Here is an 18997-nt window from a genome sequence, read left to right as displayed (position 1 = left end):
CAATAAGAAAGCTATTTTTCTACCGGTGCGAGAAATTGCTTTTGTCAAATGGTAAAGGTAAAAGCTCTTTTACCCGTTTTAAGACCGTCCCACCCTGTAGATTAATTATTTCTACTTCAATATCTCCACAAAATTCCCACAATAGCTGTCTGCAAGCTCCACAAGGCAAGGAAAGTTTACTAGCCTCTGTTACAATGGTAATTTTGCTAAACTCGCGTTTGCCTTCAGAAAGTGCCTTAAAAAGAGCAACTCTTTCAGCACAAACGGTTAAGCCAAATGTTGCGTTTTCGATATTACAACCAGTAAATACGCTGCCATCTGTAGTTAGTAGTGCTGCACCCACTTGGAAGTTAGAAAAAGGAGCAATTGCAAAATTGCGTGCTTCACCTGCTATTTTCGCTAAATCTATTAATAGTGCTTTTTCCATCACAATAAAATTTATCTTTCTTGGTTGTGTTTTTGCCAGTAAAATTATTGTAACTTACTCGTAGAAAAGAGCCAAACACTACTTTCTACTTATAGCAAACATTCTACCTATAATTAAATTTAGCTATGTGCTAATAATTCAGTATCTTAAACAATAGTAACTTATCTGTTATTTTTATGACACTCGTTGCATAACTACAATATATTCCTTAGTCATTGTGCTATCAGAAACTCCTGTTTCATTGGTAGGACTATTTTTTGAAGGCATACGTTTATTAGGAATAGTACGAATAAATGTATTAATATAAGAAAATCCCCAGTTTTCAAAAAAATCCTTTATAGCAATATCTGTAGGCAAAACAACACCCTTTACTTTTCTATTTCCAACAACATAGCAAGCGTAGCCTTTGGGTTTTATTATTGTTGCAATGTTAGATATGGAAGCTTGCAAGTCTAAGTAAAATGCTAAAACCTCTAAAGCCCGTTTGCTATCTTTTTTGCTGATTTGTTCAATAGCAAAATTTAATGCCTCACTAGTCAACTTAGAAAAATTTTTACTACTAAATCCCCCCATTAGCTTCTTATCTACTTTTTCAGGATCCTCTAAACCTAGCCAAGCAGCCGAAAGCCGCGAATATTGCCCATAAGCTACTGTAGTGTGAGAATCTCCATAAGGCGGCGAAGTAATAACTATATCTACCTCATTTGGACTAATATAATCTTTAGGAATATTTCCAACTGTATTAAAACTATAAATTGATGCTGTTGGACGATTTTCTAGTTTATAAATAATTTCTAGGTATTTTTCTAGCCCTGATCTATTACGCTTAAGCTTTTGCATCATAATTACAAAGACTTGCGGGTCAAACTTATCTAGTTTTTCTTTGCTGTAACGATAAAGCTTAAATTCTTCATTTCTAGTGTTAGAGCTTTCTCTAACTGTTTCACTAAATGCAACTTGGAAAAATAGTTGAACATATTCATCTTCAATACAATCAATAAATTCTCTTAAAAAGAAAAGTTTTTCTATAACACTTTCCTTAAACCAAAAATCTAAACGACTTATTCCATCAATAACTAATTGTGTGGCTATTGATTTATCTTTATAACTAGCAACCTGTTTACTAAGTTTTGCAATTTCCCTATCAATTAACTCTAAATCTGGCAAAGAAACTTTTGCTTTAGCAATAAGTCTAGCTAGTGGGTTAAGATCTGTCCCTACAACATTTATCCCTCTAAGCGTTCCTTCTACAAGAGAAGTTCCTGTTCCTGAATATGGGTCAAAAAGTAGCTTTGCGTCTTGTCCAAATAAATCAAGTATTTTTGCTGCTATTTGAGGAATCATCCTAGCAGGATAATCATGATAACAATGCGTAAGCTCACGAGTTAAGGCATTCTTAAAAGTCCACTCGTCTATGATTTTGTTATCCTCAATCTCTACAGAAACTAGCTGTTTAACTTCCAACATTTTATAAACCTTCTAAATAATATAAGTAAATATACACAAAAAATTAGTTTTATAGTAAAAATTATTATTAGATAAACAAGAATAAATCATGTTTTGGAAAAATAGTTAAAAAATTTGGCAAAAATAAGCGAAAAAGTTACAAAAAATCCATCTATGCTAAAAAATAAAAGCAAGGTGTGAAAAATGAAATATGACACAGTATTAAAAGAGTTATTTCAAGCAACATCAAGTAGATTAGTACAATTATTAGTAGGAGAAAATTTACAAGTAGTGGAACAATTAAACATAGAGTTTGCAGAAGTAGCAACACGTAAAAAATATTTAATGAGATTAAGTAATGGAAGAATTTATCATTTGGAACTTCAAAGTATAGATGATGAAGAAATGGTCTTAAGAATGCTAGAGTATTACTGGCTAATCTTTAAGCAATATGGACAAATCCCTTTGCAACAAGTTATCTATGTTGGAAATAAAGTATTTAATGGTACTACCAGTATTTCTCATCCTAATTTACAATTTAGTTATCAGCTTATTGATATTCGTTCTTTTCCTGCTGATTTTTTACTAGCCAGTGATTCTTTGGCTGATAATCTACTTGCTATTCTTTGTTATTCAAATAACACTCGTTCTACTATTGTTCAAGTTCTTGAAAAAATCTCTCTTCTTCCTCGTCATGATAGAGAAGATGCTTTAACTAAACTTTTTATTTTGGCTGGTCTTAGAAACTTTGAAACCCTTATTTTACAGGAGCTTAACTCTATGTCTACTTCTTTTGATATCCGTGATAATTCTTTTCTTTCTGGTATTTTTGAGCAAGGCCATCAAGAAGGCATCAATACTGGCCTTCAACAAGGAGAAGCAACAATTTTACAAAAATTGCTAGAACGCAAATTTGGAACACTTCCGCAATCAGTTGTTGATAAGATCAAGTCGGCTGATGCTTCGACTTTAGAAACTTGGGCTATTAATATTTTTGATATTAATTCTCTAGATGAGTTTTTAGCTTTGTAAATGTAATCCTACTTTTACATCAGAAATTTTGAAAAGCAAAAATTATTGCTAAATTGGCCTAGTACATTTTTTTCCGAATTGGCTGTTGTTAAAAAATTTATGGTCTTTTAATGTCTACAAAATAAAGATAAATAGCAAAACTATACTAGCAAAATTAATAGACCAACTAATTTGGCTAATTTTAATAATTTATTCTTAAAATTATTAAATGGATGGTAGCAAGTTTTTGCTAATTAAGAAAATTAATTGCTTGGAGAGTTTACATGGAAAGTTTATTAAAGTTAAAAGTCGGGCTAGCTGAAATGCTTAAGGGTGGCGTGATAATGGATGTTACCAACGCTGAACAAGCTAAAATTGCTGAAGAAGCAGGTGCAGCAGCAGTAATGGCACTTGAGCGCGTGCCGGCTGATATTCGTAAAGAAGGCGGTGTAGCGCGTATGGCTTCACCTAAAAAGATCCGCGAAATTATGGAAGTGGTCTCTATACCAGTAATGGCTAAAGCCCGAATAGGTCATTTTGTTGAAGCCCAAATGTTAGAAGAAATGGGTGTAGATTTTATTGATGAAAGCGAAGTTTTAACACCAGCCGACGAAGAACATCATATTTATAAACATAACTTTAAGGTGCCTTTTGTTTGTGGTTGTCGCAATTTAGGCGAAGCTCTAAGACGTATTGCAGAGGGTGCAGCAATGATTCGTACCAAGGGCGAAGCTGGAACAGGAAATATTGTTGAAGCTGTTAGACACCTAAGAACTATACGTAAAGAAATGCGAATGCTTACTTTACTATCACAAGATGAATTAATGGCTGAAAGTAAGCGTCTTCAAGCACCTTTTGAATTAGTATTAATGGTTGCTCGTGATGGACGATTGCCAGTGCCAAACTTTGCAGCAGGTGGTGTAGCAACTCCAGCCGATGCAGCACTTTGTATGCAGCTAGGTGCAGAATCTGTTTTTGTTGGTTCAGGAATTTTCAAATCCTCCGACCCAGCCGCCCGCGCTCGCGCTATTGTAAAGGCTGTTACACACTACCAAGATCCCAAAGTTTTACTAGAAGTTAGTATGGATTTAGACGAGCCAATGAAAGGCATTGAAACCGATAAATTACCAGAAAGCGAATTACTCCAAACACGTGGCTGGTAAGCTGAAAAATTTGAATTAACTAAGAATTTGAATGAGGAAATATGCAAATAGGGGTGTTAGCTCTCCAAGGAGCTTATGCTAAACATTTAGCAATGCTTAAACAACTTGGTGTAAATGCTTGTGAAGTACGAACAGCAAAAGACTTAAATCATTTAGATGGTTTAATTATTCCAGGTGGCGAAAGTTCTACAATGCTACGTTTAATGCAGGATGAACAGCTATTTGAACCATTAAAAGAGTTTGTAAAAAAACACCCCACATTTGGCACTTGTGCAGGAGCAATTTTACTAGCTTGCAAAGTTCAAAACCCTAGCCAAGCCTCTCTTGGAGCAATGAATATAGAAGTAACAAGAAATTTTTATGGCCGACAAACTGATAGTTTTATAGAATCTGTTTCTATCCCCTCTTTAGGCGGAGAAGTCTTAGATTTAGTTTTTATTCGCGCTCCAAGCATCACTAAAACAAGCGACAAAGTAGAAATTCTAGCCAAATGTCAAGACCATCCTGTTTTAGTTAAACATGGTAATTGTCTTGCTGCTACCTTTCATCCAGAATTAACTAAAGATACAAGAATACATAAATTATTTTTAGATATGGTAAAGTCAGCTTGTTAAAGCGAAAACAAAGCTTTTAATATTGTTCCTTCTACAAAATCTTATTTAGGGGAGAAAATCCATGAGCCAAGCAGCAGAGGAAATCCGAGCTTTTTTAAGAAGTAGAAAACATATGCCTATGCCACCAACACTTCAAGAAGCCCGTATGGGTTATGAAGAAATGGCAAAAATGTTTCCGCTTGTTCCTAATACAACTACAGAAAAAGTAGTGGTTAATGGAATAAATGCAGAGTGGATTTCTACACCAAATACAGACAAAAATTATGTAATGCTTTACTTACATGGTGGTGGATATGTCCTTGGTTCTCCTAATACACACCGCGCCCTAGTTTCAAGATTAGCAGACGCAACTAAATCTTTAGTATTACTTATAGATTATCGTCTCGCGCCTGAGCATCCCTTTCCAGCAGCAGTAGAAGACGCTGTTTCAGCTTATCGTTGGTTACTAAATAATGGTTTTTCTAATGAAAATATTTTTATTTGTGGAGATTCGGCTGGAGGAGGTTTAACTTTAGCAACTGCTATTTCCTTGCGTGATGCTAACGAAAACCTACCTAAACGATTAGCTTTAATTTCTCCATGGACAGATCTTGCCGCAACTGGCAATTCTTTAAACTCTTTAGCAGAAATTGACCCCTGGTTAACCTCCCCTGAACTAACAGAACTAGCTAAACTTTATTTAGCTACTACTGATAGCAAACACCCTTTAGCCTCACCTTTATTTGCTGATTTAACTGGCTTACCAGAAATGTTAATACAAGTTGGTGCTGCTGAAATTTTGCTTGATGACTCAACACGTTTAGCTAAAAAGGCTGAAGAAATGGGAGTAAGTGCAACATTAGAAGTTTGGCAAGAAATGTGGCATGTTTGGCATGCTTTTGCAGATAAACTTAGTGAAGGTCAAGAAGCAATCAATAAAATAGGTTTCTTTTTACATAGTTAATCAATTAAATCTACTATAGCAATAACTCTAGACACAAAAATTAATTATTTATTATATTATTTTGCTAATTTCCTTATATAGAGGGTTTTACAAATGTCTCCTTTTATTATTCAATTACTTATTTAGGTAAAACTTAAGATATAATCCTTGCCAGTCAAACAAAATAATATTAACCTTCAGGATCACATTAAGAAGTTATTAAAAAACTATTAAGATAGTAAGCATTTTTTATATACATTACTCAATTTCAAAGGTTTTGCTATGGTATTTTGGGTTTGTTTTTAGAATGCTTGTCTATTTTAGTAATACTGTTCAATCTCTTAATAAAATAATAAAGTAAGAGGAGGCTTTTTGGTAATGACCAACAAACGTCGTTGGGTTTCAACCATATTTGCATCAGCATTAATTGCTTCAATGCTTTGGTTGTCTCCAGAAAATTCTTTGATGAAGGCCGATAGTAGCCCTAAAAATTTAAGTATTTTAGCGGCAAAACGGCAAATTAAACCCCCGTAATTTAGTAAGTTATAATCGTATTCGTGTTAATTCTGAAGCTGATAGAGAAGCTGCAAGAAATCTAGGCGAAATTATAGAAGATTATGGTTCATTTATAGTAGTAGCTATTAAATCAGAAAACTTAAATTCACTACGACAAGGGCCTATGTCTAATTTAGATGTAGCTCCAATGGAAACTAATATTAGCCTACGTGGGTTTAACTTTGATCCACTAACTGAAGACCCAGCAAGCGAATTTGCTACAAGTAATGGTTATTTGGAAAGAAGATCTTCTGAGCCAGATTATCATATTGTTCAGTTTGTTGGCCCAGTTAAAGATAAATGGTTAAAAGACATTGCTGAAATGGGTGGTGAAGTTGTTCAATATATCCCTAATCAAGCATTTTTTGTTTATGCTGATGCTAAAGCAATGGAAAAAATTGCTAATCATCCTAAAGTAAGATGGACTGGTGAGTTCCAACCTGTTTACAAAGTTCACCCTGATATGCTTTCTGCTTTTGATGGTAGACCTGCTAAAGATAAAAACTCCATTTATGCTCTCAACAATAGTTCAGGAGTTTTTGATATTGCTATTTTTAGCCGTGCAAGAATAGATAGCATTAGTGCTGAACTTCAAGGTCAAGGTGCAATTGTTCGTAACACACTAATATTACCTAATAACTATTTTAATGTAATTCGTGCTGAACTTTCTCAAGATTTAGTCAGCCGAATTGCAAGATTAAAAGATGTTATTGCTATAGATCCTTATGTTATCCCAACAAAAGAGGATGAAAAAGCTTCCCAAATTATTGCTGGTAATTTCACTGGCCCAACTACTGTAAATGCTCCAGGCTATAATCCACAATCACAATTTGGTGTTAATGGTAGCAATGTTACTGTAGCAGTAGTTGATGATGGTGTTGGAATACCTGGTAATGGTGGTTTTTATATTTCTTCTACCAATGCTGTCAATGCTCCTTTACGTGGTGCGGCGGCTGGTGCAGATGGTCACGGACATTTACAAGCAACTATTATTGCTGGCTCAACTCCTTTTGCTCCTGATGCTAATGATGCGGCTGGCTATAATATGGGTTTAGGCGTTGCTCCATCATCACATATTGTTAATGTTCCTTTCCTGCGTAGCGGTTATGGTGGTGATAATCCAGATGTATTTAATGATATTGTCACTACAGCTGGCCCAAATGCTATTGTAGCTTCTGTTAGTAATCATAGCTATGGCTCTGGTACAAACGGAAATGCTTATGATTCATTAGCTGCTCAACATGATGGTTTTGCTCGTGATTCTTCTTCAGCTTCCTCTATTGATCCACTAACAATAGTTTTCTCTGCTGGTAATCAAGGTACAGGAGGCTTAACCCGTCCAAAAGTTGCTAAAAATGTAATTTCTGTTGCCGCGTCTGAAAATGTTCGTCCTGGTTTTCCTTCCGCTGGTGGTTCAACAGGTGCAGCAGATAATTTAGAACAATTAGTTGATTTCTCTAGTCGTGGCCCTGCTGCTGACGGTCGGGTCAAACCAGACATAGCAGCACCTGGTGATGCTATCACAGGTGGTCAATCTGGCCCAGATACCTTATTTGGTAACATTGGTACAAACCACCGTATTAGTAGCGGTACATCGCATGCTGCTCCATTAGTAGCTGGTGCTGCTGCACTGTTTACTCAATTTTGGAAAGGTAGCACTCAAGGTGCAGGTCAAAATCCTAGTCCAGCTTTAGTAAAAGCTGCTTTAATTAATGGTACTGTTGATATGACTGGGACAGGAGCAACTGCTGCTAGACCAAATGGTAGTGAAGGTTGGGGACGTATTACAATGAAAAATGTCCTCAATACTGGTATTGCAACCAAATATGTCAATCAAACAGTTCCACTAACTACAACAGGCCAATCTATTACTTTCCCCGGCTCAATTTCTAGTTCAGCAAATCCTATCAATGTAACTCTAGTTTGGACTGATCCTCCTGGAGTTAGCGATCCATCGTTGGTTAACAACTTAGATCTAGAAGTTACTGCTGGTGGTGTCACCTATAAAGGTAATGTCTTTTCTGGTGGTTCTTCCACAACTGGCGGTGTAGCAGATAACCGCAATAACGTAGAAAACGTCTTTTTACCTGCTGGAATCTCTGGCCCTATTTCTATTAGAGTAGTTGCTACAGGTCTTAATGGTGATGGCATTTTAGGTGATGCAGACACTACTGACCAACACTTTGCTTTGGTAGCAACAAATTTTGTTGATGCTAATGCTGCAATCATTACTGCTGCTGGTGCAACAATTACAGCAGAAAGCTGCACACCTGGTAATGGCGTAGTAGATCCAGGTGAGACTATAACAGCTAATTTTAGCTTGCAAAATGTTGGTAACTTAAACACTACTAACTTAGTTGCAACACTACAAGCTACTGGTGGTGTAACTGCTCCAAGTGCTGCACAAACTTATGGAGCTTTAACAGCAGGTGGTTCAGCAGTTTCTCGCTCATTTAGTTTTACTGCAATGGGTAATTGTGGTGACATAATTACTGCTACTTTCAGCTTACAAGATGGTGCAACTAACCTAGGAACAGTAACATTTAGCTTCCAAACAGGTATGGTTGCTACTGCACTAAGCCAAAACTTTGATGGTGTTACCGCTCCAGCTTTACCATCAGGATTTACAAATACAGTTATTACAGGTAGTACACCTGGCTGGACAACTTCAACAGCTACACCTGTAAATAGCTCTCCAAATAAAGCTTTTGCACCTAATTTAACTACTGTTACATCTGCAACATTAACATTACCATCAGTTATGATCACCTCTTCTAATGCACAACTTAGCTTTAGAAATTTCTATAATCTTGAAAACAACTTTGATGGTGGTGTACTAGAAATTAGTCTTAATGGTGGTGCTTTCCAAGACATTATTGCCGCTGGTGGTTCATTTGCTTCTGCTGGCTACAATGGAACACTCAACAACACCAGCCAAAACCCAATTAGAGGCCGTATGGCTTGGACTGGAAATGCTGGCTCATTCCTATTAACTACTGTCAATCTACCTGCTAGCGCAGTTGGTCAAATGGTGACATTACGATTCTTGGTAGCTTCAGATGAAAGCGTTGCTGCTGTAGGTTGGAATATTGACGATATTACTTTACTTAATGGGTTTATGTGTTGTGGTGGTGGTGGCCCTGTTTGTACATTTACTATCAGCCCAACAAGTCAATCATTCACATCTGCTGGTGGAACAGGAAATATTACAGTAACAGCATCTGACCCATCCTGTACTAGAACTGCTACTAGTAATGATGCCTTTATTACTGTTACTTCTGGTGCTAGTGGTACTGGCAGCGGTACAGTTAGTTACACTGTTGCAACTAATAGTTCTACTTCACCAAGAACTGGCACTATTACTGTTGCTGGTCAAACCTTTACTGTTAATCAAGCTGGTGCAGCGGCTCCTAATTGTACATTTACAATAAATCCAACAAATGCTTCATTTACTTCAACAGGTGGAACAGGAAATATTACAGTAACAGCATCTGACCCATCTTGTGCTAGAACTGCTACTAGTAATGATGCCTTTATTACTGTTACTTCTGGTGCTAGCGGTACTGGCAGCGGTACAGTTAGTTACACTGTTGCAACCAACAGTTCTACTTCATCCAGAACTGGCACTATTACTGTTGCTGGTCAAACCTTTACTGTTAATCAAGCTGGTGCGCCTGGTTGTAGCTTTACCTTAAATCCAACAAGTGCTTCTTTTGCAACAAGGGGCGGTTCTGGAAGTATAACAGTAACAGCATCTAGTTCAACTTGTGCTAGAACTGCTACTAGCAATGCTGCATTTATTACAATCACTTCTGGTGCTAGTGGTACTGGCAATGGTATTGTAGCTTACAGAGTTGCTGTTAATAATGGTGCAGCAAGAACAGGAACAATTACTGTTGGAGACCAAACCTTTACGGTTAACCAAGCTGGTACTGGTGGTGGCGGTGGTGCTTGTACATTCACCATCAACCCAACTAACGCATCTTTCACCTCTACAGGTGGAACAGGAAATATTACAGTAACAGCATCTAGTTCAACTTGTGCTAGAACTGCTACTAGCAATGCTGCATTTATTACAATCACTTCTGGTGCTAGTGGTACTGGCAGCGGTACAGTTAGTTACACTGTTGCAACCAACAGTTCTACTTCATCCAGAACTGGAACCATTACTGTTGCTGGTCAAACCTTTACTGTCACCCAAGCTGGCACTGGTGGCGGTGGTGGCTGCACATTCACATTAAATCCAACAAGTGCTTCTTTTGCCTTTAGAGGTGGTTCTGGAAGCATAACAGTAACAGCATCTAGTTCATCTTGTGCTAGAACTGCTACTAGCAATGCTGCATTTATTACAATCACTTCTGGTGCTAGTGGTACTGGTAATGGTATTGTAACTTACACAGTTTCTGCTAACCTTGGTTCTCAAAGAACAGGAACAATTACTGTTGGAGGCCAAACCTTTACGGTTACACAAGATGGTAGATAGCTATCCACAAAATAATCCATAAAAAGAAGCTAGCGTCTGCTAGCTTCTTTTTTTATAGAATATAGTGTTTTAATATTCCAATTTAATGCCAAATTGAATTTGCCTAGGAGAAAATCCATCTCTTGGTATTTCTCTTGGTAATAAAAACCGTCCTCCTTTTTGTTGAGGTAGATTAAAACTACCATTCTCATCTGGTCGAAAAAATCCGCTAGTAGAAGCAGGGCCAAAGACATTAAATTTATTGACAACATTAAAAGACTCAACAAAAGCAAGAAGTTGTATTTTATCCTTTAACTTTATTTTTTTCATTAATCGCAAATCTAATCCAATAAAAGATGGTTGTATTCCAGCATTTCGAGCAATTCCAGCAGGTCTATCTGTAGGGTTTATAATATCCCCATTCATATTTAAGTCTTCCCCAACTAAAAGGTTATATGGCCGTCCAGAATTAGCAGTAAAAATAGTAGAAAATTGATAATCACGTAAAAAGAAATTTTTCAGATTAGGTAATTGATAAACTGATGAAATAACGACTCTATGTCTTTGATCCTGGGCAGAAAAACTTTTTTCTAGTCTTGGATTTAATGGATCAGCGGCTTGTTGTTCAGAAAAAGGTTCTATGCTGTTTGTATTATCCAGAGCTTTAGAGAAAGTATAACTAGCCAAAATACCAAATACTCCCTTAAAACGTCGTTCAAATAAACTAGTAAAAGCATGGTAGTAACTATTATAGCTAGAACTAAACTCAATCATCATTCCTTTATCTGGAAAAACACGACCATTAATCATACTTCCTAGCGGATCACCTGCAATAGGTCTTATAACAGGGTTTATATTACGTAGGCCAAATAATTTGGCACCTCTTACAAAAACATATGCCAAAGAAATACTAGTAAATTTATCTAAGCTATAATCTAATGCCAAAGTTGCTTGTTGTGAATAACTATTCTTAAAATTATTATCAAATTGGAAATTTGCTCCTAATTGAGGGGTAAATCTAACATTTGCAGGTGGTTGGCTAGAAAGAGGAAACCGCCCATTAGGAAAGCTACTTGGAATAGCAGTAAAAGGAAAAGCTAGGACTAGAGCTTTAGAGTTATTACTTAAATTCACGTCATAGCCAGGTGAAACTAAAGTAACACCAAAGAAAAATCCATATGCAGCACGTAGTTTTAGATTTTGTAAAACTTTGGGTTGATAAGAAAAAGCTATCCGTGGACTAAAATTTCCATTGTTTTTTGGAATAACACCTATACGATTTAAGTCATAGCGTAAGCCTAGTTTAATCAACAAATTAGGACGAGCTTTAAGATCATTTTGCAGAAAAAGAGAAAAAAGTTTTCCTGTTGTATCAGTTCTTGGATCATTAAAATTTTGCACATAAAAAAATGGGAGTGGAGTATCAGCAAGCTTTAAACCTCTAGGAAAATCTGGAAAAACTGTAGGTAGTATTGCAGAAAAAAAATCTAAGGCTGCACGTTGCCGATTTGTGCGAAGACTTGGATCAAAGGCTTGGAGTGCGCTTAAGGTAGGTAGGTTTGGAATACTACTTAAGGCAGAAAGATCCAAAGGAGTATATCTAATAAAACCACTATTAAAAAAAGGAACTTCTACTGATTTAGGTGGGACACGAAAATATTGAAAATCTACGCCTAGTTTAATTTGATTTCTACCACGAGATAAAGTTAGTTTATCAACTACTTGATAAACTTGTTCTTTTAAAACTTGAGGGAGTCTAAAAAAGGTTCCTGCACGTCCAAGAGTGCCATTTTCAACAACTATTGTGTCAGGCAAACTATCTTGAGCAGGGACTTTTTGATCACGATTACTAAATAAAAATCTAGTTTCATGTACAAAATTATTTTCGCTACTAAAATAAGTGTTATTAAAAGCTATTACACTATCGTTTAACCTTCTTGCTCCTCCTACGTTTTCAAATTCAACTCCACCAAAGGTTTCTGCCTTACCTTGATAAACTCCACCAAAGTTATAACGTATCCAAGTATTATTACTTGGAGAGGTTTGCCAATCTAGCCGACCTAATAAAGAAATAGTAGTATCTGGAATAGATAAAAGTCCTGTACGTACTGAGAAATTACGACGGCGAAAAGCTTCTACTACATTTTCTTTTACATCTACGGGTATAAAGCTTTTTGACAAAAATCTTTCAAAAGAGAGAAAGAAAAAAGCTTTATCTTTTTTTATTGGCCCACTAAAAAAGCTTCCAAATTGAATTTGGGATGAAACTGGGCTAAAACGTGAAAAGCCTGCTTTAGCGGCTACCTTTTCATTACGGCTAATAAAAAATAAGTTTGAGTGAAATTGATTGTTTCCGCCCCTTGTAACAATATTAACAATACCGCCTAAAGCGCGGCCAAATTCAGCAGAATAACTATCGGAAACTACTTGAAATTCTTCTACAGCCTCCTGACTAAACGTTGCTCTAACTGCTCCTAAATAACGGTCATTATTATCTAGTCCGTCAACAGTAACATTATTAAAGCGTCCCGATTGTCCATTGGCAGAAAAGCCTGAACTAACGGTTGTAGAGCGAGCCAATTCAAAATCGCTAGTTAGACGAGGAATAGTTAAAGCAAAATCTAAAAAATTACGTCTGTTAATTGGTAAATTTTCTATTCTTTGTTGGTCAATTGTCGTGCTATTTTCTGTCTGGTTTATATTATTGTCTGTAACTACTTCTATTACTTCACTTGAGCCTGCAACAGAAAGAATAAATTCCAGTAAAAATGTGCGTCCAATATTTATAACTAATTTCTCTGTTTGAGAATTAAAATTACTTGCCGAAGCAGTAAGCTCATAAATTCCTGGGGGAAGTTTTAAGAAACGAAATCCTGCCTTTTCATCAACTTCAATACTACGTATTTGGTTAGTCTCTATTTGTCTTGCGCTAACTCTAGCACCAACTAACAAATTAGATTGCTGATCTTTAACTACTCCTATAATTTCTCCACTTATTGAATCAACTTGTGCTAAACATAAATTAGTATTTATTAAAAAAAGTGCTATTAAAAAAAAAACTATATTTAGGGTTTTTAACATATTAAATTTTATAAATTTTAATCTAATTAATCTAATCAATTTGTTAGATGGTCGTGTTCCAAAAGAGTTGGAAGAGCAAAAAATCAAAAAGAAAATTCAAGACGATTTCTAACCTTGATTGTAAAATCTTTAGTAATAGACTCGCCTAGATTCCCGCTAACATCTTTAGCAACAATACGTATTCGGCCAGTAGTTGTAGCAATTGATGGAACTGTCCAAAGAAATTCCCTAACTTGAGTTAATCCTGTAGCAATAGGGACAGAAAAAGTTTTTCCTCCATCAGTGGAAAGCTGTATATCTTGTATTTCTATTGCCGTATTATCTTGAGCCGTCCAAGTAATTTTTATTTGCTGACCTGGGTTAAAAACTTCACCCCCCTTTGGAGATATAGCTGTGACTTGAGGAGATCGGCTATCTAGCCCAACTCCAATTAATTCAACAGATAGAGCAACAGAAAAATCATTATCTACATTAATTACAGCTAAACTTCCCTGCAAGCTTAAATTATTTGGTGCAAAAATGATTGGGATTTCTACAGTTGAATTAGCTCTTAGTGTCATAGGCAGGTTAACTTGTCCTAAGCGAAAACCATTATTAGTAAAAGAAATCTGTCTAACTGTTCGTGTTGTGTTGCTGGAATTAACTAAAGTAAAGCTTTTTGCTAAAGATTGACCTGTTGCAACATTACCAAAGTTAATGCTAGTTTGCCCTACTCCAACTTTATTAGTAATCATTATTGGTGTAGTTGTGCGAGTCTGACTAGTGCTAGAGAAAATAGAAATCGCCGAAGCAACTGCACCATTAGGAATAGTTACTTTTAGTTGTGTTGGCGAGAGTTCTTCAAACCTTGCGCTAAGTTGACCTACTTTTACTTCTACTATATTTGTAAGATTTTCACCTTGAACAATTACAGATTCGTTGATATCGGCTATTTTAGGGCTAAAATCTATTATTTTAACTGTCGGCAAATCATTTGAAGTTAAATTAGTAAAAAATATTTCGCTATTTCCAATGGAATCATCAGACCAAGCAATCAACATATCGCCTTGAGGGTTGATTGCTAAAGCAGGTTTTTGTGAAATTCCAAGATTTTGTGAAATTCTGTTTGGCCCAGAAAAGTTTCTTTCCCCTGGAACTAGCCGACTAATAAAAATATCAAAATTTTGTCTTTGAGTGTCTTGCCAAAGCACATTAAGCACACCATCCACACCATAAGCGGCTGTAAGTGCTGTAGAGTCACCACTTGCCCTAGATAATGTTTCTGAGCAAAAGAAAAAGCTTGCTCCATTGTCAAAAGACTGGGTAAAGTAAATTTCCTTACCAAAATCTGCTTGTTGGGTGTTAAAACCTGCAAAAAGCAAAACTATTTGACCTGAGCCATTAGCTAATAAGATTGGTGTATCAGCTAAAGTAAAATCTCTAGGAATTAAATTTATTGGCTCAGTAAAATCTAATTGTTTATTAATTGCTCGTTGATAAAAAAGCCCTGCAACAAAGTTTGGCGTTTGAAAACGCTGTCTAACAAATTCTAAAGCAACATAGGCGATGTGAATAACTCCTGTATTATCTATAGTTAACACAGGTTGATAAGTTACTATTTTGCTAGTTGAGGTAATTATTTTTGGTAAAGAAAAGCTCTCGCCACCGTCTTTAGATTGAGCTAGCAGCAACGCTGATTGCCCATCTGTTAAAACGGCTGACCAAGCTAAGTTAATTGTTCCATCTGCTTCAATAGCAAAAACAGGGTTGCTTGAGCTAGGAATGTTTGATGTAACAACTCGTTTTGGTAAAAAGTTTTTCCCGTCATCACTGCTTCGGGTATAAACCAAAAAACTAGTTGTCTCGCTAGGTTCTTCCCAAATTATATGAATTTGCCCTGCTTTATCAGTCGCAATTATTGGTTTTATTGCTGGATTAAAATTTTTAGAAACATTTATTGGTTGTGAGAACTCTTGTCCATCCAATGAGTTAGCATAAAAAATTGTAGCAACTCCATCTGTGTCATCTTGCCAAACCGCATGAAAGCGACCTGTTTCGTCAGCAATTATTTTTGGACTGGTGCTTTCACCTGATGAGTTACTTAAATTTGCTACTTGTTTGGCTTCTGGGTTATTACTTAATACATTTAGACGAAGAATAGTAGAGCGACTACGATCTTTTGCTGAACCAATAATATTAATAATGTAATTGCCTGCGCGGGTTTGTGGTGGGACTGATACGGTTAAGTTAAAGCTATTTCCAGCAAAAATTTCTGTGCTAGAAAATTCAAAGCTAGCATTAGGTAGATTTGAGCTAGCACTAAGCTGTATTGAATCACTAAAAGAAGGAGCGCGGACGCTTTCACATAAAAATGTAATGTTTTCTCCGGGCCTGGCAGTAGCAAAAATAGTTCGTCCAGAAAGATTAAAATCACCTTTTGGGTCAACTGTCATATCAGCAGTGTCAAGTTTAGCAAAGAAAATATCTGGGTCTGTGCCGCTACGATCATCAGCCCAATGAAAATTGATTGTCTCGCCTTCGGTTGAGATTTGGTTATACTCGCCATGATAGCCAAAAACTATTGCTGTTGGAGTAGGAACTAGAGGCCAATTGCTATCAGTTATTCGCTTATTGGCTTGAAATGTCTGGCCGCCATCAACCGACAAACTAGCATAAACATCTATTAGAGAGTTATTTACAGGGTTATTTCTTCGATCATACCAACTTAGCGCAAGTTTCCCGCTAGAAGTAACAGCCAAAGCTGGCATCCATTGATCTGTAACTGTTTGATCATCATTTACTTTAACTCTTTGTGACCAATTTTGCCCACCATCAGTAGAGCGAACTAGGAAAACATCTGATTTATCAGGTGAATTAAAAAAGGGACGAGCATTAAAAGTAAGATATATAAATCCTCTTGTTGGGGTATTAGTGTTGTCTACAGCCAAACTAGCATAAAGATTAGTGCTAAAGCTGCCATTTAATAATTTAGGTGTGCGTAAATTGCCTATAGTAGCAACAATAGTTGGAGTAGAAAAACTAGTTCCTTTATTAGTAGATTTAGCTAAAAAAATTGTTCCTGTTTGGTTATCTGTCCAGGAAAGATAAATTTCTCCATTTGGCCTAAAGCCAGACGTGAGCCATCTACATTAAAGCCCTTGCTAGTAGGAGTAATTTCTATTGGGGTTGTAAAGCGTTCCCCACCATTAATTGAGCGAGCAAACATAATGGATGAGCGTTTTTCTGTGTCATCAAAGCGTGTCCAACTTACATAAACTGTAGGTGTAGAGGTGCTGCTATCAACAGCAATCCAAGGACGGTCAGGAATAAAGCGGGATCTAGCTTCATTTCCAAGCACATCTGCGGCATCTAGCCAGCTTGCTCCTCCATCTTGAGAGCGAGAAACGGCAATTGTAGGTAAAGTAATCCTATTTGCAGCAACCGTTACAACATAAAATTGACCTTTTAGGTCAACTGCAATAGCACTATTGCCTAAATTAACACCTCCAAGGACACTTGCAACACTGGTTTCTTGCCAATTTTTCCCACCATCAAAGCTATAACTAACATTTGTATTAGAAAAACCTGTGCGGTTATAAACTACAACAATATTATTTCCAAAAGCCGCGCTAGCTGTTTGGCTTTGTACCCTTAAATCATCCTCTTGGCTAGGGTCATTGATCATTATATTGGCTAAATTGCCAGTCAAAGTTTGATTAGCTAGCTTTGGAATTTCTTCTTGATGAACTGTCGATAAAGTATTTTTTGGCTTATTTGCTTGCTGTAAGTAGGTTTGCAAAGGTGCCGACAACTTTTCTAATGTTTCTAAGTCCCAAGATTTTTTATTTTTTGCTGATACAAAGCTGTTTTCTATAAGAAAAAAAGCTAGATAAACTAGAAAAATACTTAATCCAAGTTTTAAGATTTTTGTTTTCATTTTTGAGACTCCAATCAATGCCAAGAAAATGTAGCACGAAGCCTAAGCGTTGTGTAATTATTATAGTTCTTATCAAAACAAGCAAACAGCACAAGTTTTTACAATTTATGGATGTAGAAAAAATATGATAAATTGCCCAATAAAACAAAAGAGCAACTTAAAAGTAAGCTTGTAGCGACTAAGTAAAAGCAAAAAGCTTTTTAATCTTAAAGCCCTGTAAGGGCGAAATAATTGTAGCGTAGGGTTTCAACCCTACGTATGATTAAATTATTAGCTTATTTCCAAAAAATATAAATCTTATAAACAAAACAAGGAGTTTAATTTATGCCACTTTATGATTATATTTGCCAAAAATGCCAAAATAAATTTGAAGCTTTAGTACGTAAGCCAGAAGACAAGGTAGAATGTCCACAATGCAAAAGCGAAGAAACTGAGCGTCAAATTGCTAAACCTTCTATCAGTATGGGTAATCCTTACTTAGATCACATTAATAAAATATAATTAATTTAAGGTAAAACAATGGAACATAAATATGCTGAAGTAAATGGGGTAAAACTCCATTATGTTTGCAGTGGTAGCGGTAAATTGATGTTATTTTTGCATGGTTTTCCAGAATTTTGGTATGAATGGAAAAACCAGTTAGCCGAATTTGGGCAAGATTACTTTGCTGTTGCACCTGATATGCGAGGCTATAACCTTTCTGATAAGCCAGAGTCGCTTGCAGACTATCAAGTTGATGTTTTAGTTGATGATGTAAAAGCATTGGCGGATCATCTAGGTTACAGTAAATTTACTTTAATTGCTCATGATTGGGGTGGTGCTATTGCTTGGGTGTTTGCTCTTAAGTACCCTAATTATTTAGATAAATTAGTTATTATCAATGCTCCGCATCCAATAGTATTTCAAAGAGAGTTAATAGAAAATCCGGCTCAACAAGAAGCTAGTCAATATATGTTGGTATTTCGTTCTGAAGCAGCAGAAAGCATATTGTCTAGTGAAAATTACGCTCCACTAGTACAAAATACTCTATCCGAAGGCTTAGAAAAAGGCTTTTTTTACTGAAGAGGATAAACAAGCTTATTTGACGGCTTGGTCACAGCCTGGAGCTTTAACAGGTGGCCTAAACTACTATCGTGCAGCGGAAGTTGGCCCGCCAAGCAGTGAAAACGACAAAAGCCGTTTAACAGCCTTTTCATCAAACTTTCCTGATCCTATTATTCAAGTTCCAACTTTGGTAATTTGGGGAGAAAAAGACCCTTATTTGCTACTAGGCAATTTAGAAGGCTTAAGTGATTATGTCCCAAATTTAACCATCAAGCGTATTGAGGACGGTTCACATTGGGTATTACACGAGCAACCCAAATTGGTAAATCAGTATATTCGTGAGTTTATCTAAAATT

The 18997-nt window shown here is 36.3% G+C and carries 13 protein-coding genes and 1 pseudogene; 9 read left to right on the top strand and 5 right to left on the bottom strand.

Features of this window, described 5'->3' with window-relative positions:
* Positions 1-19: 19 nt before the first annotated feature.
* Both cdd and IPK14_06700 read right to left on the bottom strand, forming a co-directional pair.
* Complete coding sequence (gene cdd, locus IPK14_06705) at positions 20-427, bottom strand: cytidine deaminase (GenBank protein ID MBK7993111.1); 408 nt, start codon at positions 425-427, stop codon at positions 20-22.
* A gap of 174 nt (positions 428-601) precedes the next feature.
* Entirely contained in the window at positions 602-1894 is a 1293-nt protein-coding gene (locus tag IPK14_06700) for a DNA methyltransferase (GenBank protein ID MBK7993110.1), read from the bottom strand.
* 183 nt (positions 1895-2077) lie between these two features.
* On the opposite strand from IPK14_06700, the gene IPK14_06695 reads away from it, so the two are divergent.
* The 6 genes from IPK14_06695 (at position 2078) to IPK14_06670 (ending at position 10621) form a co-directional block, all read left to right on the top strand.
* Positions 2078-2905 carry a DUF4351 domain-containing protein gene (locus IPK14_06695; GenBank protein MBK7993109.1) on the top strand — a complete coding sequence of 276 codons (828 nt, stop codon included), beginning with the start codon at positions 2078-2080 and terminating at the stop codon, positions 2903-2905.
* 263 nt (positions 2906-3168) lie between these two features.
* A complete protein-coding gene (pdxS, locus tag IPK14_06690; protein MBK7993108.1) occupies positions 3169-4047 on the top strand; it encodes a pyridoxal 5'-phosphate synthase lyase subunit PdxS in 879 nt (292 codons plus the stop codon).
* A gap of 41 nt (positions 4048-4088) precedes the next feature.
* On the top strand, positions 4089-4661 hold the full coding sequence (gene pdxT, locus IPK14_06685) for a pyridoxal 5'-phosphate synthase glutaminase subunit PdxT (protein MBK7993107.1): 573 nt from the start codon (positions 4089-4091) through the stop codon (positions 4659-4661).
* A gap of 61 nt (positions 4662-4722) precedes the next feature.
* Positions 4723-5604, top strand: coding sequence for an alpha/beta hydrolase (locus tag IPK14_06680; protein ID MBK7993106.1), 882 nt, complete (start codon positions 4723-4725; stop codon positions 5602-5604).
* 357 nt (positions 5605-5961) lie between these two features.
* On the top strand, positions 5962-6117 hold the full coding sequence (locus IPK14_06675) for a hypothetical protein (GenBank protein MBK7993105.1): 156 nt from the start codon (positions 5962-5964) through the stop codon (positions 6115-6117).
* A 145-nt stretch (positions 6118-6262) separates the two neighbouring features.
* Positions 6263-10621 (top strand): S8 family serine peptidase, encoded by a 4359-nt coding sequence (locus IPK14_06670; GenBank protein MBK7993104.1) that lies wholly within the window; start codon positions 6263-6265, stop codon positions 10619-10621.
* A gap of 69 nt (positions 10622-10690) precedes the next feature.
* Here the strand turns inward: IPK14_06670 and IPK14_06665 are convergent, their stop codons facing one another.
* Both IPK14_06665 and IPK14_06660 read right to left on the bottom strand, forming a co-directional pair.
* Complete coding sequence (locus IPK14_06665) at positions 10691-13681, bottom strand: TonB-dependent receptor (protein MBK7993103.1); 2991 nt, start codon at positions 13679-13681, stop codon at positions 10691-10693.
* Between the two features lie 83 nt (positions 13682-13764).
* On the bottom strand, positions 13765-16608 hold the full coding sequence (locus IPK14_06660; protein ID MBK7993102.1) for an exo-alpha-sialidase: 2844 nt from the start codon (positions 16606-16608) through the stop codon (positions 13765-13767).
* A gap of 16 nt (positions 16609-16624) precedes the next feature.
* Between IPK14_06660 and IPK14_06655 the strand changes: the two genes are divergently transcribed.
* Positions 16625-16768: a hypothetical protein gene (locus IPK14_06655; GenBank protein MBK7993101.1), complete on the top strand. Its 144-nt coding sequence runs from the start codon at positions 16625-16627 to the stop codon at positions 16766-16768.
* Here IPK14_06655 and IPK14_06650 read toward each other — a convergent pair.
* A complete protein-coding gene (locus IPK14_06650; protein ID MBK7993100.1) occupies positions 16725-17597 on the bottom strand; it encodes an exo-alpha-sialidase in 873 nt (290 codons plus the stop codon). The two genes, IPK14_06655 and IPK14_06650, sit on opposite strands and share 44 nt — an antisense overlap.
* A 324-nt stretch (positions 17598-17921) precedes the next feature.
* On the opposite strand from IPK14_06650, the gene IPK14_06645 reads away from it, so the two are divergent.
* Together IPK14_06645 and IPK14_06640 are read left to right on the top strand one after the other, a co-directional pair.
* A complete protein-coding gene (locus IPK14_06645) occupies positions 17922-18098 on the top strand; it encodes a zinc ribbon domain-containing protein (GenBank protein MBK7993099.1) in 177 nt (58 codons plus the stop codon).
* 18 nt (positions 18099-18116) lie between these two features.
* Positions 18117-18993, top strand: a pseudogene (locus tag IPK14_06640) (alpha/beta hydrolase).
* The last annotated feature ends 4 nt before the right edge of the window (positions 18994-18997 follow it).

The organism is Blastocatellia bacterium (genome assembly GCA_016713405.1).
In the GTDB taxonomy this organism is placed as follows: Bacteria; Acidobacteriota; Blastocatellia; order Chloracidobacteriales; family JADJPF01; genus JADJPF01.
Note: the sequence above shows the minus strand (reverse complement) of the source record. Positions and strands in the feature narration are given on the sequence as shown.